This window comes from Brevundimonas sp. GW821-FHT10E09 (assembly GCF_058809375.1).
In genome coordinates this window covers 195,648-219,542 of record NZ_JBXASO010000003.1, presented here as the reverse complement: position 1 = coordinate 219,542, position 23,895 = coordinate 195,648, and the positions used below count along the sequence as shown (strand labels likewise).

Sequence of the window (23,895 nt, the reverse complement as noted above, 5' to 3'; positions counted from 1 at the left end):
CTCAATCCGACTCGATCTTGTCGCGTCGGGCGGGCATACCGCCACGGTCGCGATTTGGTCACGGTCGAGCGCGACACCATATCCGGGTCAGTGTCGGGCGTCGAATGAACCGTTTCGGAAATCCAGATCGCAATCGCGCCGTCGCCGTGTGGCTGTTCGCCACGGCGGCCGTCGTCTTCCTGATGGTGGTGGTCGGCGGCATCACCCGCCTGACCGGATCGGGTCTGTCGATCACGGAATGGCAGCCCATCATGGGCGCGGTTCCGCCGCTGAACGACGCCCAGTGGGCCGAGGCCTTCGACAAGTACAAACAGATTCCCCAGTACGCCCAGATCAACGCCGGCATGAGCCTGGGCGAATTCCAGGGCATCTTCTGGTGGGAATGGCTGCACCGCCTGATCGGGCGTGTGGTCGGCCTGGTGTTCGCCCTGCCGCTGGTCTTCTTCCTGGCGTGCAGGATGTCGCCGCAGCGTTCGGTCCTGCGGCAATGGGCCATGCCCGACCGGCTGATCTGGCGCTGCGTGTTGCTGCTGGCCCTGGGCGGGCTTCAGGGGCTGATCGGCTGGTGGATGGTGTCCAGCGGCCTGTCGGAGCGGGTCAGCGTCGCGCCCGAGCGTCTGGCGACCCACCTGGGCCTGGCCTTCGTTCTGTTCGCCGCCCTGATCTGGACCGGGCTTGAGGCCTGGAACGGCGAGGATCACGGGCGCGCGCCGGGCGGATGGGCGCGCGGTGCCGGGATTCTGCTGGGCGTGGTCTTCGTCCAGTGTCTGCTGGGCGCCCTGGTCGCGGGCGGTCACGCGGGACTGGTCTATACCGACTGGCCGCTGATGGACGGGGCGATCCTGCCGCCGGCCGACTGGAGCCTGGGCGCCGGGGCCTTCCTGCATGACAAGGCCCTGATTCAGTTCAATCACCGGCTTGTGGCCTATGGGCTGCTGATCGCCGTCAGCATCTACGCCTTCCAGGCCTGGCGCTGGCGCGTGGCCGAAGGAATGGGGCTGGCGGCCTTTGTCCTGGCCGCCGTGGTCTGGCTTCAGGCCGTGCTGGGGATCGTCACCCTGATGCACGCCGTGCCGGTATGGCTGGGCGTGCTGCACCAGGCCGGGGCCGCCGTCGTCCTGGCTGTGGCGACGGCGAACCTTTGGCTGGTGCTGCGGGCTCAGCCCCGGATTTTCATGTCCGGACCGAGGACCATGGGCCTCTGATCGCCAGGGTCATGCCCGGGTACATGATGTTGACGAACAGCACCTCGCCGTCGGGCGAGAAACAGGCGCCCGCGAACTCGGAGTTGCCGGTGAAGACGTTGCGCCCGATCGTATAGACCTTGCCGTCCGGGGTGACGCCCTTCAGGTGGTTGCGGACGTCGGTGGAGTAGTTGTCCTCGCACAGGATCAGATGGCCCCACGGCGCGACGGTGATATTGTCGGCCATGTTCATGGTCTTCAGGTCCGTGCTTTCCACGAACAACTGGAGCCTATCCGCGGCGCCGTTCAGGCCCGGAACCAGCCGCATGACCTGGCCGCGATGGATCGGCCCGCCCGAGGTGGCGGTGAAGTACATTTCATTGTCGCCCCACCACACGCCTTCGCCGCGCGCCACCAGGGCCGCGCCCGCGGCGTGGCCGCGTTTGGCCAGGTCGCCGTTCGGGGATTCGACGTCGTCCAGGTCGATCCATTCGATCTCGCGCCAGTCGCCGACCTCCCACGTGCGGGCGTCATGGTTGCGGGTGTCCGCCGCGGGGACGCCCTTCCAGGCCAGGGCCTGAAGCTTGCCGCCCCGGACCAGTTCGCCGGGCGTGTTGGGAATGAAGCGGTAGAAGAGGCCGGTGTGATCGTCCTCGGTCAGATAGACCATGCCGGTGCGCGGATCGATGCAGACGGCCTCGTGATCGAACCGGCCCATGGCCTTCAGCGGCACGGGATCCACCAGGCCGGTGGCTGTCGCCGGCACTTCGAACACCCAGCCGTGGTTCTTGGCCACGTCCGCGTCGGCCGGCGTTTCAAGGGTTTCCTCGCAGCTGAGCCAGCTGCCCCAGGGCGTCGGGCCGCCGCAGCAGTTGGTCGAGGTGCCGGCCAGGGTCAGGTGCTGGCTGACCTTCTGGCGGGTTTGAAGATCATAGATGATTGTGGAGCATCCGCCGGGCAGGGGGCGGCCGTCCTTGTAGGTGTCATAGGCCTTGGCCGCATCCAGCAGACCGAGACGTTCTTCATGCAGACCGCCTGGGCCCAGATTGCGGTGCAGGCCGGAAGAACCCTTCAGCTCGTGATTGACCACCAGGGCGACCCTAGATCCTTCCAGCGGGAAACAGGCCATGCCGTCGGGTTGACCCGGCACGAACAGTCCGTCGTCCATGGTGTCGCCGCCTTGGACCACCACTTGGTAGGAGAAGCCCTCGGGCAGATCGAGCAGTCGGTTCGGATCGGTGATCAGCGGGCCATAGCCGTGAACCTCGTTGACATAGGTTTCTTCGCCGGCGGTCTGGGCGGAGGCGTGGCGGGCCAGTCCTGCAAAGGCGAGGGCGGCGCTCGAGGCGATCAGGCCGCGACGGTGAAGATTCATAAGGAGGCTCCGAAGGGTTTGGTCCCCGATGACTGCAAATGGCTATGGTTTGATGACGAACGCCGTTAATTTGTAACGGAGAGACGGCTCGTTTCGACGGGTATTTTAATACCGTATATAGAATATCGCTTCAAAACAGTAGTTTGCGCCACATGTCGCGCTTTTCGACGCGTTGACGCGGCGTATCGTCTCCTGTATCAGCGCGCCTTCATTCGGTTCCCTCGGGGGCCGGACCCGATTTTCGTCTCCAGGAACCCCCTCAATGCTGAAGAGCACCACGGCTTCGTTGAAGCCGGCCGAGGTCGAGAAGAAATGGATCCACATCGACGCCGAAGGCGTCGTGGTGGGCCGTCTCGCGACCTTCATCGCCAACCGTCTGCGCGGCAAGCACCGCGGCGACTACACCCCGCACGTTGACTGCGGCGACTATGTCGTCGTCACCAACGTCGACAAGGTGGTGTTCACCGGCAAGAAGTCGACCGACAAGGTCTATTATCGCCACACCGGCCACCCGGGCGGCGTCAAGTCGACGACCCCGGAGAAGGTTCTGGGCGGTCGCTTCCCCGAGCGCGTGCTCGAGAAGGCCGTCGAGCGCATGCTGCCGAAGGAAAGCCCGCTGGCCCGCAAGCAGATGACGCACCTGCGCCTGTTCGCCGGCGGCGCGCACGAACATGAAGCCCAGCAACCGGAAACGATCGACTTCAAGTCGGCGTCGCCCAAGAACACCCGGAGCGTCTGAGCATGACCGACGTGACCAACACCGAAGCCGCCACCGGTTTCGACGCCCTGAAGGGCCTGAGCTCTTCGGTCGAGAACGACGCCCCCGTCTATGTCCAGAAGCTGGACGCCCAGGGCCGCGCCTATTCGACCGGCAAGCGCAAGAACGCCATCGCCCGCGTCTGGGTGAAGCCCGGCACCGGCAAGATCACCATCAACGGCAAGGACCAAGAGCAGTATTTCGCTCGTCCCGTGCTGCGCATGATGATCGCCCAGCCGCTGACCGTCTCGGACCGCGCCACCCAGTATGACGTCGTCTGCACCGTCGAAGGTTCGGGCCTGTCCGGCCAGGCCGGCGCCATCCGCCACGGCCTCTCGCACGCCCTGACGCATTTCGAACCGGAACTGCGCAAGGTCCTGAAGCCGCACGGCTTCCTGACCCGCGACAGCCGCGTCGTCGAGCGCAAGAAGTACGGCCGCGCCAAGGCTCGCCGTTCGTTCCAGTTCTCGAAGCGCTAATCGCGTTCACGCGGTTTGGATTTGGGGCGCTTCGGGGAGACCCGGAGCGCCCTTTTTCTTGTCTATCTTCTCCCGCATGGGGGAAGGGTCAGGAGCAGCCTATGACCCACACCATCTTCATCGACGGCGAAGCCGGCACCACGGGCCTCGAAATCCGCGAGCGGCTGGAGGCGCGCTCGGATCTGGAGCTGATCCTGCTGGGCGACCGTCGGCGCGACGTCGAGGCGCGGCGCGAGGCCCTGAACAGCGCCGATGCGGTGATCCTGTGCCTGCCGGACGACGCGGCGCGCGAGGCGGTGGCCATGGTCGAGAACCCGTCGGTCAAGGTGATCGACGCCTCGACCGCCTATCGGGTCGCGCCGGGCTGGGCCTATGGCTTCCCCGAAATGGACGCAGGCCAGCGCGATCTGATCGCGCGGTCGCAATTCGTGTCCAACCCTGGCTGCTATCCGACCGGCTTCATCGGCCTGATGCGGCCGCTGGTGAAGGCGGGCCTGGTTCCGGCCGGCCATCCGGTCACGGTCAATGCGGTCTCGGGCTATTCCGGCGGCGGCAAGGCCATGATCGCCGAATTCGAAGCGGAAGGCGCTGCAACCGCCTATCGCGCCTATGGTCTGTCGCTGAAGCACAAGCATGTGCCGGAGATGACGAAACACACGGGGCTGAGCCGCGAGGTGCTGTTCGCCCCCGCAGTGGGGAATTACCGCCAGGGCATGCTGGTCGAGGTTCCGCTGCACCTGGCCGCCCTCCCGGAAACCCCGTCGGTCGAGCGGATCCACGGCGCCCTGGTCGAGGCTTATGACGGCCAGTATTTCGTCGAGGTGGCCGATCTGGACGAGACCGAGGCCATGACCGGTCTGGAGCCCGAGGGGCTGAACAGCACCAACCGCCTGCGTCTGCATGTGTTCGGCGACCGATCCGGCGAACAGGCGCGTCTGATCGCTCTGCTGGACAACCTGGGCAAGGGGGCCTCGGGCGCGGCGGTGCAGAACCTCAACATCCTGCTGGGCCTGGATGAGGCGACCGGTCTGATCTGAAACCCTGATCGGGAGAAGAAACGAGGCGAGAAACCTTTCCCCTCGTCCCGTCGTACTGGGTGGCATGACCCAGTCCCCGATCCTCCATCGACGCGGCCTTCTGGCAGGCGCCGGCGCGCTGGCCCTGGCCGCCTGTTCGCCCGAACCGTCCCAGGCGGGGCAGGGGGCCTACGCCGCCTCGCTCTATCGTCGCGTGTCGGACGCCGACTGGCGACGGCGGCTCGGCGACGCGGCCTGGCGCGTGATGCGTCACGAGGACACCGAACGCCCCTACACCAGTCCGCTGAACGACGAACATCGCCGTGGGACCTTCGTCTGCAAGGGGTGCGACCTGGCGCTGTTCCGCTCGAACTGGAAGTTTGACTCCCACACCGGCTGGCCCAGCTTCTATCAGGTCATCGCCGCCAACATCGGCCGCAAGCGCGACCTGGCCATCGGCATTCCCCGCACCGAATACCACTGCGCCCGCTGCCTGGGGCATCAGGGGCATGTGTTCAACGACGGACCGCGGCCCACAGGCCTGCGCTATTGCAACAACGGCGTGGCGCTGAAGTTCGTGGCCGCCTAGCCGCGATTGGCGCGTACAGCCGAATCGACCGTCACCCCGAACCAGACCGCCGCAATGATGATCAGCAGGCCGTAGTCGTGGCCCGGCAGGAAGACCGGGGCGACGGCGGCGGCGATGACCAGCGCGGGAAACAGGCCGGCCCAGGCGGCGGTTCCGGGCGAGGCCGCACGGATGACCGGCTGCGGCGTCGGGCGGTTCATCCGGCGGGCCATCCAGCCGTTCAGGGCGACGCAGGACCGAACAGACGACGGCGCTGATCATATATTTCGCCGTATTGCCCGGCTCGCCGAAGGTGGCCGCCGTCATGATCAGCAGGATCAGGGCGACGCCCGTGCTGACGGCCAGCAGGATATTGGGTTCGATACGGTTCAAGACTTCACTTTCACATACAGACCCGGCGCCGGCGCCAGGGGCGGGAGCGGACCCTTAGCAGGGTCGCGCGCCGGAATCCTGGACCCCGAACGATCATGCAGCCAGCCGGCCCAGTGGTCCCACCAGCTGCCCGGATGTTCGACGGCCCCGGCCTGCCACTCGGCCAGGGTCCCGGGCAGGGCGGGGTTGGTCCAGTGCTGGTATTTCCGCGCCGCCGGGGCGTTGATCACCCCGGCGATATGGCCGGACCCGGCCAGGGTGAAGGTCACGTCCGGGCTGCCGAACAGACGGGCCGAGCGATAGACCGAGTTCATCGGGGCGATGTGATCCTCGCGGCTGGCCTGGAAATACAGGGGGATGGCGACCTTCGACAGGTCCGCCGTCAGGCCGCCGATCTCGAACACGCCGCGCGCCAGGGCGTTGGCGCCGTACATCTGGCGCAGATAGGCCAGGTGCAGGGTCTTTGGCATTCGGGTCTGGTCCGCGTTCCAGAACAGCAGGTCGAAAGCGGGCGGATCCTTGCCCAGCAGGTAGTTGCTGATGAAGAAGGACCAGATCAGGTCGTTGGAGCGCAGGGCGTTGAAGGTGTCGGCCATGGCGGCGCCGGGCAGGACCCCGCCGGCGGCGTCCATCTGGCGTTCGATCTCGGCGATCCAGTGTTCGTCGGTGAACAGCAGCAGATCGCCGGCCTCGGCGAAGTCGTGCTGGGCGGCGAAGAAGGTGGCGGCGGCGACGCGCGTGTCGCCCTTCGCCGCCATATGGGCCAGAGCTGCGCCCAGCAGGGTGCCGCCGATGCAATAGCCGACCGCGTTCAGCCGGTCTGCGCCGGTCTGCTCCAGCGTCTTGTCGATGGCGCGATAGACGCCTTTTTCGAGATAGTCGTCGAAGCCGAGGCCCGCCTTGTCGAGGCCCGGATTGACCCAGGAACAGACGAAGACGGTGAAGCCCTGGGCCGACAGCCAGCGGATCATCGAATTGGTCGGCTGGAGGTCGAGAATATAGAATTTGTTGATCCAGGGCGGGAAGATCAGCAGGGGGATCTGATGCTGGGTCTCGGTCGCCGCATCGTACTGGATCAGTTCGAACAGGTCGTCGCGCCACACCACCTGGCCCGGCGCGGTGGCGACGTTCTCGCCGACGACGAACTTGCCGTCGTCGGCCTGGCTGATGCGCAGCGAACCGCCGCCGCGTTCCAGATCGGCGGCGAAATTCTGCATCCCCTTCACCAGGGATTCGCCGCTGGTCTCGGCCAGGGCCTTCAGGGCCACCGGGTTGGAGGCCAGGAAGTTGGACGGCGAGAAGGCGTCGGTCAGCAGGCGGGTGAAGAACTGGGCGCGCTGCTTGACCGCCGGATCGACGTCCTCGACCCCCGCGATCAGGCCGTTCATCCAGTCCGAGGTCAGCAGATAGGAGCGGCGCATCATGTCGAACATCGGATTGTCCGACCAGGCGGGATCCTTGAACCGCTTGTCGGCGGGGGCGGGCGGCATCGGCTCGCCGGCCGCCTGACGCGCCGTGCCGGTCCACAGATCCATATAGCGGCTGAACAGGTCGGCCTGGGCCTGCAAGAGCTTTTCGGGACGGGAGGCCAGGCTGCTCATGACCGAGGTCATGGCGGGGCCGACATGGAACGGGTCGGGCGACAGGGCGGCGGGGCGGTCGGCCTGGAACAGGGCGGCCTCGGCGAGCGCGCTCTGGGCCATCATGGCCGCCTTGGCCAGGTTCATCGACAGGGTTTCGAGCAGTTGGGCCTGGTCGGCGCCGGGGAAGGGGGCGGGGGCGGGTTCAGCAGGCGTCTCGGCGGAAGGAGCGGCGTCCGACGAGTCGATCCTGGGATCAGGCGCCGGAGTCTTGGCGCGGGGCGGGCGGGGCTTGGCCGAGGTCGGGCGACCGGGCTTGCGCGGCGTCTTGGCGACCGGGGCGTCGTCAAGCGCCATGGGCCCGGGCGTCTTGGCCGCTGCGGGTTTGGACGCCGCCGACTTGGACACCGCTGACTTGGACGCGCCGGGCTTGGCCTTCCGGGCGTCGCCCTTTGGAGCGGGCTGGGACGTCGGGGTCTTGTTCTTCGGAGCTTGGGCCATGAATTTCCTTCGCCTTCCTGGGTTCGGAGGGCTGGTTCGACGCCTCGCCCTTCCGCACGAAGCGATGATGGCATAAGACCGACCCCGACATGAACGCGCACTTTCGAAAAAGAACGGGGCTGACGGCTTCTTTGCTCTGCCTGGCGACGCTGTCGGCGTCTCTGGGGGGCTGTGCGCGCGCGTTTGCGCCGAGCACCGATCCGACGTCGCCGATCGCGCCGCGGGTTCAGGCCCTGGTCGACGCCAATCGCCATTATCCCAGTTGGGAGAACTTCCCCGCCGCGCCGGCCGATCTGCCGCAGGCGGCCCAGGTGGCCGCCCGGGTCCAGGCTCTGGAAGGTCAGGGCGGGGCCTTGGGCGGCGAGGTGGCGCGGATCGACTGGACGCTGGGCGACGCCGAAACCCTGGCCGCCGAGACCCGCGCCCAGGTCGGAGCCGTTCCCGTGTCGCCGGATGCGGCCCGCACCGAGGCCGAGATCGACGCCTTCGCCCAAAGCCTGCGGGATCGCGCCAAGGCCCCGCCGCCGATTGATCGGCGTCCGATTGAATGAGCTTGTCGCCGGGGCTCGAGAATCCCCGGATGATGCGACGATGGCGGACGACGGCGGCTTCAAGATCGATAACGCATTTCTGGGTGTGACCCAGTCCCTGTCCGGTCGGGCCTGGCGTCAGCGCCCGGCCGAGGCCGCGACCATCCGCGCCCATATGCAGGGTCTGGGCCTGGAGGAGCCGCTGGCGCGGGCCCTGGCCTCGCGCGGCGTGCGGGCCGACCAGGGCGCCGACTTCCTGACCCCGACCCTGCGCGCCCTGTTTCCCGATCCGTCCAGCTTCATGGACATGGACGCCGCCGCCGAGGCCTTGCTGGATGCGTTCCAGGCCAAGTCTCAGGTTCACATCTTCGCCGACTATGATGTGGACGGCGCCTCCAGCGCGGCCCTGTTGGTGCGCTGGTTCCGGGCCATGGGGGCGGACCTGCCCATCTATGTTCCTGACCGGCTGACCGAGGGCTATGGCCCCAGCGCCAAGGCCTTCGACACCCTGAAGGCGGCCGGCGCCGACCTGGTGGTGACGGTCGATTGCGGCGCGGCGGCGAACGAGGCCCTGGCCCATGCGGCGGCCATCGACTTGAACGTCGTCGTCATCGACCACCATCTGATGCGCAGCGAACCGCCCAGGGCGCTGGCGGTCGTCAATCCGAATCGGCCGGGCTGCAACTCGGGCCAGGGCAATCTGGCGGCGGCCGGGGTGGTCTTTGTTCTATTGGCCGCCCTGAACCGCGAGGCGCGGCGGCGCGGCCTGTTCGCGGACCGGCCCGAGCCCGATATTCGCCAGTGGCTGGATCTGGCCGCCCTGGGCGCTATCTGCGACGTCACGGCCCTGACCGGGTTCAACCGCGCCCTGACGGGGTTGGGACTGAAGGTCATGAGCGACTGGAAGAACCCGGGCCTGCGCGCCCTGCTGGCCGCCGCCGGCGCCGAACAAGGGCCGGCCAAGAGCAACCACGCCGGCTTTATACTGGGGCCACGCATCAACGCCGGCGGGCGGATCGGCCGATCGGACCTGGGCGCGCGGCTATTGTCGACCGACGATCCTGCAGAGGCCCAGGCCCTGGCGCTGGAGCTGGACGCCCTGAACCTGTCGCGCCGCGAGGTCGAACGCGCCGTGACGGAGGCCGCCGTCCGCCGCGTCGAGGCGACCGGCGCCCACGCCGACGAGACGGCCCTGGTCGTCGTGGCGGGCGAGGACTGGCACCCCGGCGTGGTCGGCATCGTCGCCGGGCGCCTGCGCGAACGCTGGCGCAAGCCGGTGATCGTCATCGGGCTGGATCCGGTGACGGGTCTGGGCAAGGGGTCGGGCCGGTCGCAGCCGGGCATGAACCTGGGCCGCGCCATTCAGGCGGCGTGGGAGGCGGGTATTCTTTTGGCCGGCGGCGGGCACGCCATGGCGGCCGGTCTGACGATGGACGGCGCACGACTGGCTGAACTGACCGACTTCCTGAACGACCGGCTGGCCGGCGAACGGATCGAGGCGGTGGCGATGGATGCGCTGGAGATCGACGCCCTGATCGATCCAGGCGCAGCGACCCGGGCCCTGTTCGAATCCTTCGAGCAACTGGCCCCCTTCGGCCCCTCCAACCCCGAGCCGGTCTTCGCCCTGAACGGGGTTCAGGCGCGCGAACCGGTGCAGATGAACGGCGGCCATGTCCGCTGTCGCCTGGTCGGGCCGGACGGCGCCTCGGTGCGGGCCGTGGCTTGGCGATGCGCCGATCTGCCGACCGGCCAGGCGCTGCTGAGCGGGCAGGGCGGGCTGAATGTCGTCGGCCGTCTGAAGGCGGACGACTGGAACGGCCGTCGCGGCGTGCAGTTCGAGATCGAGGACGTCGCCGATCCGCGCAGGGTTTGAGCGGCGCGGGCACGCCCTGGACCGTCGCAAAAAACTCGAAATCCGCGCTTGCACCCGTCCGAGGGCGCGGCTATATCGCCGGCTCTCCCGCGCAGCGGTCCCTTCGTCTATCGGTTAGGACGTCAGGTTTTCAACCTGAAAAGAGGGGTTCGACTCCCCTAGGGACTGCCACGCGGGATGAATACGGGCCGTGCCGATAGGCCGCCCGAGCGGCGGTCGCCTCTTCATTTGAGTCCTGCACCAACCCCGTCGTCGCCATGGGCGAAAACCATCACGGGTGGTGTCATTCGTGCGACACAACTGGAAGCTTTCCGCCAGAAGGTGCAAGTTTCGGGCGCCTTTCCCCCATTTTGACCTTTCCAAAGATTCGCGGAACAGTGTTAAACGTAATCGTGTCCGTAAGAGGAGCGGACGGGGGTTTGATAATTTGTCTGACTACGATGAGATGGAGACGGCGGAGACCGTTCGTGTCGTCGGGCGCGTGAAGTGGTTCGATCCGGCGAAGGGCTATGGCTTCATCGTGCCGGATGACCCGACGTTGACCGAGCTACGGGATGTTCTTCTGCACATCAGCAGTCTGCGCGACACCGGCCGCGAAACGGCAGATGAAGGCGCGCCTATTGTCTGCGATTGTGTTCGGCGATCCAAAGGCTGGCAGGCCGTCGAGATCCATGACCTGGGAGCGGGCGAGGCGAGCGTCATCGTGCGTCGTTCGGCGCCCATGGCCGAGGCTATCGCGACGTCGCCCGAAATCGATGCGGTCCTGGAGCCGGCCGTGGTCAAATGGTTCAATCGGACCAAGGGCTATGGATTCGTGGTGCGTGATCGCGAACCGGGCGATATCTTCGTCCACATCGAAACCCTGCGGCGCTGCGGCCTGGACGATCTGGTGCCAGGCGACACGGTGCAGGTGCGATTCGCCAGCGGTCCCAAGGGGCTGGTGGTGGCTGAAATCAGACCGGGCGGCTGATCGGTCGCTCCAGGAGGGGCGCATGATCGACGCGACGAGACGTTTTGTTGTGGCCGGCCTGATGGCGCTCGCCGTCGCCGGATGCGCCGCGAAAGCGCCGGCCGGGCCGAATGGCGAGCCCCTGCAGAAGCTGGCCGTGGTGACGGCGTCCGGCGAGCACCCGTTCTGGGTCGAAATCGCCGACGAAGAGCCTGAACGTCAGCGGGGCCTGATGTTCCGCCCGCCGCTGGGCGATGATCGCGGCATGCTGTTCCAGTGGCCCGGAGAGGCGCCGCGGGAACAGAGCTTCTGGATGCGCAATACGCCCAGTTCTCTGGACATTCTCTATATCGATCCGAAAGGCCGGATCGTCTCGATCGCCTCCCACGCCACGCCCTTTTCCGAGGTTCCGATACCGTCGAACGGGGCCGCGAACGGCGTGCTGGAGCTTCGCGCGGGTCGCGCGGCCGAGATCGGCGCCAAGCCCGGCGACAGGATTTTGCATCCTTATTTCAAGCCTTGATTGCGGATCGCGCGACGAAGTGCCAATAGAGCGCTCCGTTCGGTCCGGGGTGTAGCGCAGCCTGGTAGCGCATCTGGTTTGGGACCAGAGGGTCGGAGGTTCGAATCCTCTCGCCCCGACCAATGGACGGCCGCTGGATTCCGTGTCCCGCGCGCGTTATGGCAGGTCCACTGGACCTGCCGATCACTAGGGATTTCGCCATGCTCGCCCGCATCTACCGCCCAGCCAAGACCGCTATGCAGTCCGGCAAGGCCAAGAGCCGCGACTGGCGTCTGGAGTTTGAACCGGCCTCGGCCCGCAGCCTCGATCCGCTGATGGGCTGGACCAGTTCGTCGGACATGAACGGTCAGGTGCGTCTCGCCTTTGATTCGAAGGAAGAAGCCGTCGCCTATGCCGAACGCCACGGCATTCCGTTCCGCCTGCACGAGCCGAACGAGCCCCCGACGATCCTGAAGGCCTACGCCGACAATTTCGCCCCCAATCGCAAACAGCCCTGGACGCATTGACGCCCGGCTCGCTGCCGAGCGCCCTTAGCTCAACCGGATAGAGCACCCGCCTTCTAAGCGGACGGTTGCAGGTTCGAGTCCTGCAGGGCGCGCCACTCTCGCGACGGCGCCGCTGAAAGCCACGCCATGACCGACTCAAAATCCCTGAACCCCGGCGAGATTCGCGTCGCCGCCCTGTATCGATTCGCCGCGATCAAGGACGTCGAGGCGGTGCAGGCGCGGCTGCATAGCGTGTGCGAAGCCGGCGCGGTCAAAGGCACGCTGCTGGTTGCGACCGAGGGGCTGAACGGCACGATCGCCGGTCCTGAATCGGGTATTGAAGCGGTGTTGGCCGACATCCGCGCCATTCCGGGCTTCGCCGATCTGGAGGTCAAATACGCCTGGACCGGCGACATGCCGTTTCTGCGGCTGAAGGTCCGGATCAAGCGCGAGATCGTGACCATGGGTCAGCCGGACCTGGATCCGGCGCGACAGGCCGGAGTCTATGTCGCGCCTCAGGACTGGAACGCCCTGATCGCCGATCCGACCACCCTGGTGATCGACACCCGCAACGACTACGAGGGCGAAATCGGCTCCTTCGAGCGGGCGGTGCAGCCGAACACCCGCAGCTTCCGCGACTTTCCCGACTGGTTCCGCACGGATGGCCGCGCCTTGATGGACCAGATGAAGCCGCAGCGGGTGGCCATGTACTGCACCGGCGGCATCCGCTGCGAAAAATCGACCGCCTTCCTGAAGGCCGAGGGAGTCGAGAACGTCCACCATCTGGAAGGCGGGATCCTGCGCTATCTGGAAGAGGTCGAACCGGCCGACAGCCTGTGGCGCGGCGACTGTTTCGTCTTCGACGAGCGGGTCTCGGTCGGTCATGGCCTGGTGCAGGGCGATCACACCCTGTGCCGGGGGTGCCGTATGCCCCTGGACGCCGAAGGCCGGGCGTCGCCCCATTTCATCGAGGGCGTCTGCTGCAAACGCTGCCGGGATACGCGCGACGACGCGCAGAGGCTACGCTACGCCGAACGTCAGAGACAGATTGAGCTCGCCCGTCTGCGCGGGACGGAACATCTGGGGCGACGCGAAGACGGGTGAACGTCAGGCCCAGGCGCGGCGATGAGGGGGAGAAGAGAACCGGCCAGGGCGTCGCCAACGAAAGAGCGGTCTTTGCTAAACCCGCCGATTTTCAGGCCAAAACAGCGCTGGCGGCGAGATGTCTGATGCCGACAGTCTTAGCCCCGAGTGGCTCCGCGGGTAGGATTCGAACCTACGACCAGCCGATTAACAGTCGGCTGCTCTACCACTGAGCTACCGCGGAACTGCTCGGGAGGCGGGCCTATAGCAGCGGCCATTCGATTCGTGCAATGGGAAAAACGACGAATGCGCACGATCTCCATCAATGACCCCGATGACGCCCGGATCTCCGGCTTTCGCGATATTCGCGAACGCGACCTGACGGGCCGCGAGGGCTTGTTCGTGGCCGAAGGCGAGGTGGTGGTGCGGGTGCTGGCCTCGACCGCCTCACGATGCCGACCCCGCGCCCTGCTGCTGGCGGAGAAACGGGTCGCGGCCCTGAGCGACGTCATCGCAGCGCTTGCGCCGTCGGTTCCCGTCTATGTCGCCGGCCAGACCGTTCTGGACCGGATCGCCGGATTTCCGCTGCATCGGGGCATCCTGGCCCTGGGTGAGAAGCCCGTCGCGCCGCCGGTCGAGCACCTGTTGGCGGCCGTCGCCGACGAGGATGTGTTCGTGATCGCCAGCGGCATCGGCAATCACGACAATATGGGCGGGGTGTTCCGCAATGCGGCGGCCTTCGGGGCGCGGGCCGTCTTGCTGGACGAGACCTGCTGCGACCCCTTCTATCGCAAGGCTATCCGGGTTTCGGTCGGGGCCGTGCTGCGGACACCGTTCACGGTCGGCGGATCGGCCGAGGATCTGGTGGCGGCGATGCAGACGGCGGGGGTGGAGGTGCTGGCCCTGACCCCGTCGGCGACGCTGAGGCTGGCGGACTACCGGCCCAAGGGCCCCGTCGCCCTGATGGTGGGGTCGGAGGGGCCGGGTCTGCCCCGCGCGGTGATTGATCGGTGCCGCGCCGTCGGCGTACCCATGGCGGGGGGCTTTGATTCGTTGAATGTCGCCGTGACCAGCGCCCTGGCGCTTCATCATGTGACCAGCGGGCGGCCCGCAGGCTGACGCCGGCGTTCACCAGGATTTTAGGTCGTTAAGGTTCTGTACACCTTGCGCGGCGGCCGAAACTATGGCGAACCTTGTTCTCGTTGGTGTGGGGGCGCGCAATGAACATTCTGTATTTTCTGAACCGAAACGTCCGGGCGGCGATCTTCATCGCCGCCGGGGTCGCCGGTCTGGGCGCGGCGGGCCTGATCGGCTGGGTGACTGCGCCGATCAGCTGATCCTTCAGGGGCGATAGAGACGAAAAAGGCGCGGATCCCGGGATCCGCGCCTTTTGTTCGTTTGTCGCGATGGAGGCCTGACCGGGAATCGAACCCGGGTGCAAGGATTTGCAGTCCTCTGCGTCACCACTCCGCCATCAGGCCGCCTTGTCCCCGATTTCTCGGGGGCGGTCATCGCGAGGGGCGTTCGCTATCAGATCGGATTGTCCGCTGCAACGCGCGGAACTATAAGCGCGCAAGATTTCCTCCCTGACTACCGATTGAAGGCTGCCCAAAGATGGATTTCACCGCCGAGCGCAAGGCCATGGTCGACTCGCAGGTCCGCGTGAACGATGTGACCAATCACGAGATCCACATGGCCATGATGGCGGTTCCGCGTGAACGCTACTGTGCGCCGGACCGCGTCTTCGCCGCCTATTCGGACGCATCGGTCGAGATCGCGGGCGACCGCAAGCTGATGCCGGCGCGCGACGTCTCCAAGCTGTTGCAGGCCGCCGATGCGCGGGAAGGGGAGAAGGCCCTGGCCATCGCCGCCCCCTATGCCGCTGCGGTGCTGGCGCGCATGGGTCTGACGGTCACGGCGCAAGAGTCTGACGCGGCCGTGTTCGAGGTCGTGGGCGAGGCCCTGGCGGAGGATGGGGTGACGACGGCGGTCGCGCCTCTGGATGCGCCGGTGGGGGAGGGCTGGGACCTGATCGTCTGCGAAGGCGGCGTGGCGGCCTTGCCGGAAGCCTGGGGGCAGGCCCTGCGGACCGGCGGCCGTCTGGTTGTGGTCGAGCGGCGTGGCGCCATCGGCAAGGCCGCCCTCTATGTTAAGGGCCGCGAAGGCCTGTCGCGTCGCGAACTGTTCGATTCATCCCCGGCCCTTCTCGCGGAACTGACGCCGGCGCCTACATTCGCATTCTGACGTAGTCGGCAGCGCTCGCGGGAAGCGTGAAAAAAACTTAACTGGCGTCAGGTCGACTGAGGCCGCAGTTACGCTTGATGACATTCGGGCGCTCCTCGGGGGCGTCAGGCAAGGACGGACAATGTTGAAACGCTCGCGTGTGCTGGCTTCGGCCGCTGTGGTGGCTCTGGTGACAGGGCTTGGCGCGCCCGCCTGGGCCGAGACGCTGCAGGAAGCGATCGCCCTGGCCTATCAGACCAATCCCAGCCTGCTGGCTCAGCGGGCGAATCAGCGCGCGCTGGACGAAACCGTGGTCCAGGCGCGATCGGGCCTGCGCCCGACGCTGAGCGCCTCGGCCGGGGTCGACTACACCCGCAACGATTTCCCGACCGTCACCCAGTTCGTCGACACGAACAACGACGGCGTGCCGGACACCCAGGTGTCCAGTTCATCGTCCGAGAGCGACGGCGCCACCGTGGGCGTCAGCCTGTCGCAGAACATCTGGACCGCCGGCCGCACTACCCTGGCCATCGACCAGGCCCGGGCCGGCGTGATGGCGGGGCGTGAGAACCTGCGCGAGATCGAACAGTCGGTCATGCTGTCGGTCATCCAGGCCTATGTGAACGTCACCCGCGACATGGAAATCCTGCGCATCCGCCAGGAAAACCTCGCCGTGCTGCAACGCCAGCTGGAAGAGACCAGCGCCCGATTCGAGGTCGGCGAGATCACTCGGACCGACGTGGCCCAGGCCGAGGCCTCCTTGGCCCAGTCCGAAGCCGATCTGGCCAACGCCCAGGCCCAGCTGTCGACCACCCGCGCCGCCTATGCCGCCGTCGTGGGCCAGTCGCCCAGCGACCTTGAGGCGGCCCCGGTCCTGCCGACCGTTCCGAACGATTTCGACGCCGCCATGGAAGTCGCCCTGACGCGTAATCCGGGCGTGCTTTCGGCGACCTATTCCTTGCAGGCCGCCGAAGCCGCCGTCGCCGCCGCGCGGGCCGAATATCTGCCTTCCGTTCGCGCCACCGCCTCCTACGGCGGCACGGCGAACGATCTGGGCAATCTGAGTGAACTGGCCGACCGCCGCAGCTTCACCGCCGGCGCCACGCTGTCGGTGCCGCTGTTCACCGGCGGCCTGAACCGGTCGCGCGTCGCCCAGGCCCTGGAACGGGCCAACGCCGCCCAGATCGCCGTCGAGGGCGAGCGCCGCACTGTGCTGCAGAACGTCAGCTCGGCCTATGCCCAGGTCCTGTCGACCCGGTCGAACGTTGCAGCGGGCGAAGAGGCCGTGCGGGCCGCCTCGGTGGCCGCCGAGGGCGTGCGGCAGGAGGCGCAGGTCGGCCTGCGCACCACGCTGGACGTGCTGAACCAGGAAGTGACCCTGCGGGCGTCGCAGACCTCGTTGGCCGCCGCCCGCGCCGCCGAATATGTGGCCCGCGCCTCGCTGCTGTCGGCGATGGGCCAGCTCGAAGGGCCGAACCTGAACGCCAATCTGGACGTCTATGACGCCAAGACCAACTATGACCGCGTCCGCAATCGCGGCGGCCTGCCCTGGGACGGCGTGATCGAGGCCCTGGACCGGGTCGCCTCGCCGCCGGTCGTCGACGCCGACGACGCGCGGGATGCGCCGATCGACACTCAACTCAAGGGCGATGTGATCCGCACTGCGCCCGGCGCATGACGTCGGCCTGACGAACGAGGGGCAAAACGCCCGTTGATTCCGGCGGGCGTTGATGCGACGACAATATCCTGGGGTCGGGAAGGCTAGGTCTTCCGGTCCCGGACCCGTGCATGGCGTTTGGGGGCGACCTCCACGCCCCCAGTTTCATTCCAGGCCTCTCCCAGGGTTAAGTCATGACCGATCAGTCCGCCCCGGAACCCACCATGGAGGAGATCCTGGCGTCGATTCGCCGGATCATCTCCGAAGACGACGCGCCCGCCGAGACGCCGCCGGTTGCGGCCGCGCCCGAGCCGGCTCCCGCGCCGGAGCCAGCGCCCGAACCCACGCCGGAGCCTGAGCCCGAGCCTGCGGCGGCCGAGAGTATTTTCGCCGCGCCCGCCGAGCCGGAGCCGCAGCCGGAACCCGAGGTCGCCGATGACGATGTCCTCGAGCTGACCGAACTCTATGAGGCGCCCGCATCGGAAACCATCGGCGATCTGGACATCGTCGAGGCCGCGCCCGAGCCGGTCGTTTCCGCGCCCGAACCGGCCGAAACCCCCGCCCCGGCCTATGATGCGCTGGTCGGCGAAAGCGCCGCCGCCAGCGCCGCTTCGGCTTTCGCCGGTCTGGCCGCCTCGTTCAAGAAGCCTGAGCCCGCTGCGGCCTCTTCGACGGAAATGCCCTTCGTCAGCGGCAACACCGTCGAGGCCATGGTCGCCGAGATGCTGCGTCCGATGCTGAAGGACTGGTTGGACAACAACCTGCCCGCCATCGTCGAGGCGGCGGTGCAGAGGGAAGTCGAACGCATCGCGCGCAGCGCCTAGCCCTTCGCTTCACCGCAGACTAATCGAGGGGCGGCTCCTGCAGGGGCCGCCCTTTGTCATTCCAGGCCGCCGTTCGGCCGCACGACAACGATCAAAGAAGTCCCATGCTCGAGAAGACCTTCGAACCCCAGGCCGCCGAACCCCGCCTGTACGCCCAGTGGGAAGAGAGCGGCCTGTTCGCGCCCCGCACGGAAGGGGCCGAAGGCGCCTATTCGATCGTCATCCCGCCGCCGAACGTGACGGGCAGCCTGCACATCGGCCATGCGCTGAACAACACGCTGCAGGACATCCTGGCCCGCTATCACCGGATGAAGGGCAAGGCGGTGCTGTGGCTGCCGGGCACGGACCACGCGGGCATCGCCACCCAGATGGTGGTCGAGCGTCAGTTGGCCGCCGCCGGCAATGTGGGGCGGCGCGACATGGGCCGCGAGGCTTTCATCGACAAGGTCTGGGAGTGGAAGGCCGAGAGCGGCGGCACCATCGTGCGCCAGCTGCGTCGCCTGGGCGCGTCCTGCGACTGGTCGCGCGAGCGATTCACCCTGGACGAGGGGCTGAACGCCGCCGTCCGCAAGGTCTTCGTGCAGCTGCACAAGGAAGGCCTGATCTATCGCGACAAGCGGCTGGTGAACTGGGACCCGCATTTCCAGACCGCCATCTCGGACCTGGAGGTCGAACAGCGCGAGGTGGACGGGGCCTATTGGCATTTCGCCTATCCGCTGGCGGACGGCGTGACCTACGAACACCCCATCGCCTTCGACGAGGAGGGCAAGGCGACCGAGTTCGAGACGCGCGACTTCATCGTGGTCGCCACGACGCGGCCTGAAACGATGCTGGGCGACACCGGCGTGGCCGTGCATCCGGAGGATGAGCGGTATGAGGGCTTGGTCGGCAAGTTCGTGACCCTGCCCATCGTCGGCCGGCGCATCCCCATCGTCGCCGACGACTACGCCGATCCGATTAAGGGCTCGGGCGCGGTGAAGATCACGCCGGCGCATGACTTCAACGACTTCGGCGTGGGCAAGCGGGCGGGCCTGCCGTCGCTGAACATCCTCGACGCCTTCGGCCGCATCACCGACGCCGATACGCCGGACGTGCCGTCGGAATACGTCGGCGTCGACCGCTTCGCCGCGCGCAAGGCCATCGTCGCCCGGGCCGAGGAAGAGGGCTGGCTGCGCGAGATCGAGAAGACCAAGCACGTTGTCCCGCACGGCGACCGCTCCGGCGTGGTTATCGAGCCATGGCTGACGGACCAGTGGTACGTCGACGCCAAGGTCCTGGCCCAGCCCGCCCTGAAGGCGGTGGAGCAGGGCGACACGGTGTTCGAGCCGAAGTCGTACGAGAAGATCTATTTCGAATGGCTGCGCAACATCGAACCCTGGTGCATCAGCCGCCAGCTGTGGTGGGGGCACCGCATCCCGGCCTGGTACGGACCGGGCGGCGAGATCTATGTCGCGGAGACGGAAGAGGACGCCCGCGAACTGGCGATGGCGGATTATGATTCCGAAGTGGCCCTGACCCAGGACGAAGACGTCCTCGACACCTGGTTCAGCTCGGCCCTGTGGCCGTTCTCGACCATGGGCTGGCCCGAGAAGACCGAGGATCTGGAGCGGTTCTATCCGACCAGCGACCTGGTCACGGCGGCGGACATCATCTTCTTCTGGGTCGCCCGGATGATGATGATGGGCCTGCACTTCATGGACGAGGTCCCGTTCAAACGGGTCATCATCAACGGCCTGGTCCGCGACGAGAAGGGCCAGAAGATGAGTAAATCCAAGGGGAACGTCATCGACCCCCTGGGCATCATCGACGAGCTGGGCGCCGATCCGCTGCGCTTCACCATGGCCATCCTGTCGGGCACGCGCGACATCAAGCTGTCGAAGCAACGCATTGAGGGCTACCGCAACTTCGGCACCAAGCTCTGGAACGCCGCCCGCTTCAGCCAGATGAACGAGGCGCGGCGGGTCGAGGGCTTCGATCCCGCGACGGTCGAACAGACGATCAACCGCTGGATTCGCGGCGAACTGACCAAGGCCGAGCGCGCTGTGTCCGAGGCCATCGAGGGCGGGCGGTTCGATGATGCGGCGGGCGCGCTGTATCGGTTCGTCTGGAACGTCTTCTGCGACTGGTATCTGGAATTGGCCAAGCCGGTCTTCAACGGCGCCGACGAGGCCGCCAAGGCCGAGACGCGGGCCATGACCGCCTGGACCCTGGATCAGACGCTGAAGCTGCTGCACCCGGTCATGCCCTTCATCACCGAGGAGCTGTGGGCTGAACTGGGCAAGGAGGGGCCGGCTAGGGAAGGCCTGCTGATCGGCGCCGAATGGCCGGTGCTGCCGGACGGCTTTATCGACGCCTCGGCCGAGGCCGAGATCGGCTGGCTGGTCGACCTGGTCGGCGAGATCCGGGGTCTGCGGGCCGAGATGAACGTGCCGCCGGCGGCCAAGCCGCCGCTGGCCTTTGTCGCGCCGGACGCGGTCACGGCCGAGCGGATCGCGCGCCATCGCGACCTGATCCTGACCCTTGGCCGGGTGTCCGAGGTCGGATCGGCGGACGCCGCGCCGACCGGGGCCGTGACCTTCGTTTCGGGCGGATCGACGGTCGCGCTTTCGCTGGCCGGGATCATCGACCTGACCGCCGAACGGGCGCGGTTGGAGAAGGAGATCGCCGTCTTCGAGAGCGATATCGGCCATGTGAACAAGAAGCTGGGCAATCCCAACTTCGTGTCGCGGGCCGCGCCGGAAGTCGTGGACGAACAGCGGGCCAAACTGGCCGAGGCCGAGGCGGGCAAGGCCAAGCTGCAGGCGGCGCTGGCGCGGCTGAGCGAGATCGGATGAGGCTGGACCAGCTTCTCGTCACGCGCGGCCTGGCGGAAAGCCGGGCCAGGGCGAAGGCGGCCATCGAGGCCGGCGGCGTCACCGTGGACGGCGCGCCGGCCAAGTCCGGCTCCCAGACCGTCGGTGCGAACGCCGAGATCGGCTATGCCGACGCCCACCGCTGGGTCGGGCGCGGGGCGCTGAAGCTGGATCACGCCCTGACCGTCTGGCCGGTGGCGGTCGAGGGACGGGTGGTGCTGGATGTCGGCGCGTCGACCGGCGGCTTCACCGAGGTCTGTCTGGATCGCGGGGCGGCCAAGGTGTTCGCGGTCGATGTCGGCTTCGGCCAGATGCACGAGCGGGTGGCGGCCGATCCGCGGGTGGTCAGCCTTGAGCGGACCGATGCGCGCGACCTGACGCCGGATCTGATCCCGGAGCGGCCTTCGCTGATCGTGTGCGACGCCAGCTTCATCAGCCTGATCAAGGTCCTGCCGGTTGCGCTCGATCTGGCGGCCGATGAGGCGGACCTGATCACCCTGGTCAAGCCGCAGTTCGAGGCTGACGGGCCCGGCGGGGTCGGCAAGAAGGGGGTGGTCAAGGATCCCGTGGCCCATGCCTCCGCCGTGGCGCGCGTCGCCGACTGGCTGGAAGCCCTGGGCTGGGCGGTGCAGGCGACGACCGAGAGCCCCATCACCGGCGGAGACGGCAATATCGAGTTCCTGCTGTGGGCCAGGCGGGTCTGAGCCGGCAATCCCTTCACCACGCTTCGCGCGATCCCCCTCCCTACAAGTGGGGAGGAGACGGGCTCAAGCAGGCCGAAGGCCGATAGCCCCCTTAAAAATAAGAAGCCGCCGGAGGATTTCTCCTCCGGCGGCTTCCGTCACGTCGTCGATCGACAGGGGGGCTGAGAATTAATCGACGACGCGATAGCGGCCGTACTGGTCGGGGCAGGTGCGGACGTAACGGGTGTCCGTGCGACCATCGGGCAGACGGATCTGGCTTTCGGCCAGACGGCATCCATCTGAATTCTGATAGGAATCGACCGGGCGCGACCGGTCGTCGTAGTAGCCGCGATCCTGGACATAGTCGCCGCGACGGTCATAATCGTCGTAGCGATAGCCCTGATCGCCGCTGTAGCGGTTGTCGTAATAGCTCGGCTGGCTGTAGCCGTTCTGGGCATAGCCGTTCTGGTTGTAGTAGCCCTGCTGACCGTAGCTGCTCTGGTACGAGCGGCAGGCGTCGGAGCTGGAGCGGCCGACCTGAGACCCGATCACGGCGCCCAGAACCCCGCCCAGGATGCTGCCCTCGGTACGGCGGCCGCGCGCGGCCAGCTGCGAACCGATGACCGCGCCAGCGCCGCCGCCGACGACGGCTCCGGCGCCCGTGCGGCCCTGACGCTCACGGGCGCAGGGGTCGTATTGCCGTTGCTGGTAGCCATTGCCGTAGGCGTAAGAGGGAGCGTAGGCGCCAGTGCCGTAGTTCTGGCTGTAGCCGTAACTCTGGGCCGAGGCGGCCATGGGCGCGGCGACGGCGCCGAGGGTGAAGGCCGCGACGGCGGCGAGGGACTTGGTGGAAAGACGCATCTTCAACCCCTTATGGTCGGACGTTCAGTGACGAGGGCTGAACGGGTGGACCGGCTGTCTGTTGCATTGGGGTTTAGGGGAGTGAAGCTGAACGGCTTTTGAGCGATCCGTTCATTTTCGTTCATGTTTGTTGGCCTATCGCGCTTCGCGACATCTTTGTTGGCCTATCGCGCTTGGCGCTACTTGAGGCCGTGTTCGTTGGCCGTGGCTTGGCGCGGCGGGGCGGCGGGGCTAGAAGCCCGGCGATGCAGACCTTTACGATCAGCCGCGTCGGCGGACAGGGCGACGGCGTCGCCGAGACGCCGCAGGGGCCGGTCTTCGCCGGCCTGACCCTTCCGGGGGAGACGGTGCGGGGCGAGGTCGTGGACGGGCGGCTGGAGCAGGTCGAGATCGTGACCCCCAGTCCGGACCGGATCGCGCCGGTGTCGCCCCAGTACGGCGACTGCGGCGGGTGCTCGCTGCAACACTGGGCGGACAGGCCTTATCTGGAGTGGAAGCGCGAGCAGGTCCGGCTGGCCCTGGCGCGCGAGGGAATCGAGACCGAGGTCGAGGCGACGGTGGCGAGCCCGGCCGGGACGCGGCGGCGCGCAGCCCTGCACGCGCGCCGGACCCAGGACGGCCGGGTGGTGCTGGGCTTCAAGGCGCGGCGGTCGTGGCGGCTGGTCGAGGTGCGGGAATGCCCGGTGGCCGATCCCCGGATCATCCGCGCCATCCCGGCCCTGACCGAGGTGGCGGCGGCCTTTCTGGAGCATCCCAAGTCGGCGCCGACCCTGCACGTGACCTGGACCCTGTCGGGGCTGGACGTGGATGTGACGGGGGTGGAGCGGCGCTCGGGCGGGGGGCTGTCGGCCGACGCCCAGATGCGGGCCATAGCGGCGGCGCACCGGGCCGATCTGGCGCGGCTGAGTCTGGCCGGCGACACCCTGGTGATGGCGCGCCAGCCGAAGATCGGCTTCGGCCCCGCCACCGTGCCCCTGCCGGCGGGGGGCTTCCTGCAAGCCGTACCCCAGGCCGAGGCGGCCATGGTGGAGCGGGCCGTGGCGGCGGTGAAGGGGGCCAGGAAGATCGCCGACCTGTTCTGCGGCGCCGGGACCTTCACCTTCCCGCTGGCGACCGTGGCGCCGGTGATCGCGGCCGATGCGTCCAAGGCGGGGATCGAGGCGCTGAAGGCGGGCGTGGGGTCGGCCAAGGGGATGAAGGCGATCACGGCGGAGGCGCGCGACCTGTTCCGGCGGCCCCTGACACCCTATGACCTGAAGGGGTGCGAGGCCATCGTGTTCGACCCGCCGCGCGCCGGGGCCATCGACCAGACGGCCCAGATCGCCGGGACCAAGGCCGGGGTGGTGGTCGGGGTGTCGTGCAATCCGCAGACCTTTGCGCGGGATGCGCGGGTGCTGATCGACGCCGGGTTCCGGTTGGAGCGGGTCACGCCGGTGGACCAGTTCCTGTGGTCGGCCCATGTCGAACTGGTCAGTGTTTTCAAGCGGTAGGCCGTGAAT

General features: G+C 67.4%; 22 protein-coding genes and 5 tRNA genes. 21 read left to right on the top strand and 6 right to left on the bottom strand.

The features are described from left to right. Positions 1 to 104: 104 nt before the first annotated feature. On the top strand, positions 105 to 1,205 hold the full coding sequence (locus AC1RSI_RS04465; protein WP_008259416.1) for a COX15/CtaA family protein: 1,101 nt from the start codon (positions 105 to 107) through the stop codon (positions 1,203 to 1,205). Here AC1RSI_RS04465 and AC1RSI_RS04460 read toward each other — a convergent pair. After that, the gene (locus AC1RSI_RS04460; protein WP_008264151.1) at positions 1,174 to 2,559 is read right to left on the bottom strand and encodes an alkaline phosphatase PhoX; all 1,386 of its coding nucleotides are present in this window, start codon (positions 2,557 to 2,559) and stop codon (positions 1,174 to 1,176) included. The two genes, AC1RSI_RS04465 and AC1RSI_RS04460, sit on opposite strands and share 32 nt — an antisense overlap. 265 nt (positions 2,560 to 2,824) lie before the next feature. Here AC1RSI_RS04460 and rplM point away from each other — a divergent pair, with 265 nt between their 5' ends. The 4 genes from rplM to msrB all read left to right on the top strand — a co-directional run bounded on the left by rplM (position 2,825) and on the right by msrB (position 5,400). Then, positions 2,825 to 3,298, top strand: a complete 474-nt coding sequence (rplM, locus tag AC1RSI_RS04455; protein ID WP_183196355.1) for a 50S ribosomal protein L13 — start codon at positions 2,825 to 2,827, stop codon at positions 3,296 to 3,298. Positions 3,299 to 3,300: 2 nt separating this feature from the next. Continuing rightward, entirely contained in the window at positions 3,301 to 3,795 is a 495-nt protein-coding gene (gene rpsI / locus AC1RSI_RS04450) for a 30S ribosomal protein S9 (protein ID WP_008260755.1), read from the top strand. Positions 3,796 to 3,896: 101 nt separating this feature from the next. Beyond that, a complete protein-coding gene (argC, locus tag AC1RSI_RS04445) occupies positions 3,897 to 4,832 on the top strand; it encodes an N-acetyl-gamma-glutamyl-phosphate reductase (RefSeq protein ID WP_008261009.1) in 936 nt (311 codons plus the stop codon). Positions 4,833 to 4,896: 64 nt separating this feature from the next. Next, positions 4,897 to 5,400: a peptide-methionine (R)-S-oxide reductase MsrB gene (msrB, locus tag AC1RSI_RS04440; protein ID WP_008263426.1), complete on the top strand. Its 504-nt coding sequence runs from the start codon at positions 4,897 to 4,899 to the stop codon at positions 5,398 to 5,400. On the opposite strand, the gene AC1RSI_RS04435 is transcribed toward msrB, so the two are convergent. Both AC1RSI_RS04435 and phaC read right to left on the bottom strand, forming a co-directional pair. Beyond that, the gene (locus AC1RSI_RS04435; protein WP_230307516.1) at positions 5,397 to 5,600 is read right to left on the bottom strand and encodes a hypothetical protein; all 204 of its coding nucleotides are present in this window, start codon (positions 5,598 to 5,600) and stop codon (positions 5,397 to 5,399) included. The two genes, msrB and AC1RSI_RS04435, sit on opposite strands and share 4 nt — an antisense overlap. Before the next feature lie 168 nt (positions 5,601 to 5,768). Next, positions 5,769 to 7,853 (bottom strand): class I poly(R)-hydroxyalkanoic acid synthase, encoded by a 2,085-nt coding sequence (gene phaC / locus AC1RSI_RS04430; RefSeq protein WP_154725411.1) that lies wholly within the window; start codon positions 7,851 to 7,853, stop codon positions 5,769 to 5,771. An 89-nt stretch (positions 7,854 to 7,942) separates the two neighbouring features. On the opposite strand from phaC, the gene AC1RSI_RS04425 reads away from it, so the two are divergent. From AC1RSI_RS04425 to trhO, 9 genes are all read left to right on the top strand, one after another. Beyond that, positions 7,943 to 8,404 (top strand): hypothetical protein, encoded by a 462-nt coding sequence (locus AC1RSI_RS04425; protein ID WP_230307515.1) that lies wholly within the window; start codon positions 7,943 to 7,945, stop codon positions 8,402 to 8,404. Positions 8,405 to 8,444: 40 nt separating this feature from the next. Beyond that, on the top strand, positions 8,445 to 10,256 hold the full coding sequence (recJ, locus tag AC1RSI_RS04420) for a single-stranded-DNA-specific exonuclease RecJ (protein WP_035308637.1): 1,812 nt from the start codon (positions 8,445 to 8,447) through the stop codon (positions 10,254 to 10,256). A gap of 96 nt (positions 10,257 to 10,352) precedes the next feature. Continuing rightward, positions 10,353 to 10,427 (top strand) — tRNA-Glu (locus AC1RSI_RS04415). A 274-nt stretch (positions 10,428 to 10,701) separates the two neighbouring features. After that, on the top strand, positions 10,702 to 11,226 hold the full coding sequence (locus tag AC1RSI_RS04410; protein ID WP_008264262.1) for a cold-shock protein: 525 nt from the start codon (positions 10,702 to 10,704) through the stop codon (positions 11,224 to 11,226). Positions 11,227 to 11,248: 22 nt separating this feature from the next. After that, positions 11,249 to 11,728 (top strand): DUF192 domain-containing protein, encoded by a 480-nt coding sequence (locus tag AC1RSI_RS04405; RefSeq protein ID WP_008262859.1) that lies wholly within the window; start codon positions 11,249 to 11,251, stop codon positions 11,726 to 11,728. Between the two features lie 45 nt (positions 11,729 to 11,773). Continuing rightward, positions 11,774 to 11,850 (top strand) — tRNA-Pro (locus AC1RSI_RS04400). Positions 11,851 to 11,928: 78 nt separating this feature from the next. Then, a complete protein-coding gene (locus AC1RSI_RS04395) occupies positions 11,929 to 12,234 on the top strand; it encodes an ETC complex I subunit (RefSeq protein ID WP_008258669.1) in 306 nt (101 codons plus the stop codon). Positions 12,235 to 12,252: 18 nt separating this feature from the next. After that, positions 12,253 to 12,329 (top strand) — tRNA-Arg (locus AC1RSI_RS04390). Positions 12,330 to 12,360: 31 nt separating this feature from the next. Further along, entirely contained in the window at positions 12,361 to 13,317 is a 957-nt protein-coding gene (trhO, locus tag AC1RSI_RS04385; protein ID WP_008261535.1) for an oxygen-dependent tRNA uridine(34) hydroxylase TrhO, read from the top strand. Positions 13,318 to 13,465: 148 nt separating this feature from the next. Here trhO and AC1RSI_RS04380 read toward each other — a convergent pair. Next, a tRNA-Asn gene (locus tag AC1RSI_RS04380) sits at positions 13,466 to 13,540 on the bottom strand. Positions 13,541 to 13,602: 62 nt separating this feature from the next. Here AC1RSI_RS04380 and AC1RSI_RS04375 point away from each other — a divergent pair. After that, positions 13,603 to 14,415 (top strand): TrmH family RNA methyltransferase, encoded by an 813-nt coding sequence (locus tag AC1RSI_RS04375; protein WP_154725410.1) that lies wholly within the window; start codon positions 13,603 to 13,605, stop codon positions 14,413 to 14,415. A gap of 288 nt (positions 14,416 to 14,703) precedes the next feature. Here the strand turns inward: AC1RSI_RS04375 and AC1RSI_RS04370 are convergent. Continuing rightward, positions 14,704 to 14,777, bottom strand: a tRNA-Cys gene (locus AC1RSI_RS04370). A gap of 133 nt (positions 14,778 to 14,910) precedes the next feature. Between AC1RSI_RS04370 and AC1RSI_RS04365 the strand changes: the two genes are divergently transcribed. The 5 genes from AC1RSI_RS04365 to AC1RSI_RS04345 all read left to right on the top strand — a co-directional run bounded on the left by AC1RSI_RS04365 (position 14,911) and on the right by AC1RSI_RS04345 (position 21,556). Continuing rightward, complete coding sequence (locus tag AC1RSI_RS04365; protein ID WP_154725409.1) at positions 14,911 to 15,540, top strand: protein-L-isoaspartate O-methyltransferase family protein; 630 nt, start codon at positions 14,911 to 14,913, stop codon at positions 15,538 to 15,540. Between the two features lie 121 nt (positions 15,541 to 15,661). Next, positions 15,662 to 17,197 (top strand): TolC family outer membrane protein, encoded by a 1,536-nt coding sequence (locus tag AC1RSI_RS04360; RefSeq protein WP_154725408.1) that lies wholly within the window; start codon positions 15,662 to 15,664, stop codon positions 17,195 to 17,197. Between the two features lie 173 nt (positions 17,198 to 17,370). Continuing rightward, positions 17,371 to 18,000 (top strand): DUF2497 domain-containing protein, encoded by a 630-nt coding sequence (locus tag AC1RSI_RS04355; protein WP_154725407.1) that lies wholly within the window; start codon positions 17,371 to 17,373, stop codon positions 17,998 to 18,000. Between the two features lie 104 nt (positions 18,001 to 18,104). After that, complete coding sequence (locus tag AC1RSI_RS04350; protein WP_154725406.1) at positions 18,105 to 20,834, top strand: valine--tRNA ligase; 2,730 nt, start codon at positions 18,105 to 18,107, stop codon at positions 20,832 to 20,834. Then, the gene (locus tag AC1RSI_RS04345; RefSeq protein ID WP_154725405.1) at positions 20,831 to 21,556 is read left to right on the top strand and encodes a TlyA family RNA methyltransferase; all 726 of its coding nucleotides are present in this window, start codon (positions 20,831 to 20,833) and stop codon (positions 21,554 to 21,556) included. The genes AC1RSI_RS04350 and AC1RSI_RS04345 overlap by 4 nt, the downstream gene beginning before the upstream one ends. Positions 21,557 to 21,724: 168 nt before the next feature. Here AC1RSI_RS04345 and AC1RSI_RS04340 read toward each other — a convergent pair whose 3' ends face one another. Beyond that, the gene (locus AC1RSI_RS04340) at positions 21,725 to 22,396 is read right to left on the bottom strand and encodes a glycine zipper 2TM domain-containing protein (protein WP_154725404.1); all 672 of its coding nucleotides are present in this window, start codon (positions 22,394 to 22,396) and stop codon (positions 21,725 to 21,727) included. Between the two features lie 245 nt (positions 22,397 to 22,641). Between AC1RSI_RS04340 and AC1RSI_RS04335 the strand changes: the two genes are divergently transcribed. After that, entirely contained in the window at positions 22,642 to 23,886 is a 1,245-nt protein-coding gene (locus tag AC1RSI_RS04335; protein WP_154725403.1) for a class I SAM-dependent RNA methyltransferase, read from the top strand. The last annotated feature ends 9 nt before the right edge of the window (positions 23,887 to 23,895 follow it).

What these genes read in the sequence shown, in the direction of transcription:
- AC1RSI_RS04465 (WP_008259416.1), top strand. Translation starts at nt 105, where the DNA reads ATGAACCGTTTCGGAAATCCAGATCGCAATCGCGCCGTCGCCGTGTGG.
- AC1RSI_RS04460 (WP_008264151.1), bottom strand. Translation starts at nt 2,559, where the DNA reads ATGAATCTTCACCGTCGCGGCCTGATCGCCTCGAGCGCCGCCCTCGCC.
- rpsI (WP_008260755.1), top strand. Translation starts at nt 3,301, where the DNA reads ATGACCGACGTGACCAACACCGAAGCCGCCACCGGTTTCGACGCCCTG.
- argC (WP_008261009.1), top strand. Translation starts at nt 3,897, where the DNA reads ATGACCCACACCATCTTCATCGACGGCGAAGCCGGCACCACGGGCCTC.
- msrB (WP_008263426.1), top strand. Translation starts at nt 4,897, where the DNA reads ATGACCCAGTCCCCGATCCTCCATCGACGCGGCCTTCTGGCAGGCGCC.
- AC1RSI_RS04435 (WP_230307516.1), bottom strand. Translation starts at nt 5,600, where the DNA reads ATGAACCGCCCGACGCCGCAGCCGGTCATCCGTGCGGCCTCGCCCGGA.
- phaC (WP_154725411.1), bottom strand. Translation starts at nt 7,853, where the DNA reads ATGGCCCAAGCTCCGAAGAACAAGACCCCGACGTCCCAGCCCGCTCCA.
- AC1RSI_RS04425 (WP_230307515.1), top strand. Translation starts at nt 7,943, where the DNA reads ATGAACGCGCACTTTCGAAAAAGAACGGGGCTGACGGCTTCTTTGCTC.
- recJ (WP_035308637.1), top strand. Translation starts at nt 8,445, where the DNA reads ATGGCGGACGACGGCGGCTTCAAGATCGATAACGCATTTCTGGGTGTG.
- AC1RSI_RS04410 (WP_008264262.1), top strand. Translation starts at nt 10,702, where the DNA reads ATGGAGACGGCGGAGACCGTTCGTGTCGTCGGGCGCGTGAAGTGGTTC.
- AC1RSI_RS04405 (WP_008262859.1), top strand. Translation starts at nt 11,249, where the DNA reads ATGATCGACGCGACGAGACGTTTTGTTGTGGCCGGCCTGATGGCGCTC.
- AC1RSI_RS04395 (WP_008258669.1), top strand. Translation starts at nt 11,929, where the DNA reads ATGCTCGCCCGCATCTACCGCCCAGCCAAGACCGCTATGCAGTCCGGC.
- trhO (WP_008261535.1), top strand. Translation starts at nt 12,361, where the DNA reads ATGACCGACTCAAAATCCCTGAACCCCGGCGAGATTCGCGTCGCCGCC.
- AC1RSI_RS04375 (WP_154725410.1), top strand. Translation starts at nt 13,603, where the DNA reads ATGCGCACGATCTCCATCAATGACCCCGATGACGCCCGGATCTCCGGC.
- AC1RSI_RS04365 (WP_154725409.1), top strand. Translation starts at nt 14,911, where the DNA reads ATGGATTTCACCGCCGAGCGCAAGGCCATGGTCGACTCGCAGGTCCGC.
- AC1RSI_RS04360 (WP_154725408.1), top strand. Translation starts at nt 15,662, where the DNA reads ATGTTGAAACGCTCGCGTGTGCTGGCTTCGGCCGCTGTGGTGGCTCTG.
- AC1RSI_RS04355 (WP_154725407.1), top strand. Translation starts at nt 17,371, where the DNA reads ATGACCGATCAGTCCGCCCCGGAACCCACCATGGAGGAGATCCTGGCG.
- AC1RSI_RS04350 (WP_154725406.1), top strand. Translation starts at nt 18,105, where the DNA reads ATGCTCGAGAAGACCTTCGAACCCCAGGCCGCCGAACCCCGCCTGTAC.
- AC1RSI_RS04345 (WP_154725405.1), top strand. Translation starts at nt 20,831, where the DNA reads ATGAGGCTGGACCAGCTTCTCGTCACGCGCGGCCTGGCGGAAAGCCGG.
- AC1RSI_RS04340 (WP_154725404.1), bottom strand. Translation starts at nt 22,396, where the DNA reads ATGCGTCTTTCCACCAAGTCCCTCGCCGCCGTCGCGGCCTTCACCCTC.
- AC1RSI_RS04335 (WP_154725403.1), top strand. Translation starts at nt 22,642, where the DNA reads ATGCAGACCTTTACGATCAGCCGCGTCGGCGGACAGGGCGACGGCGTC.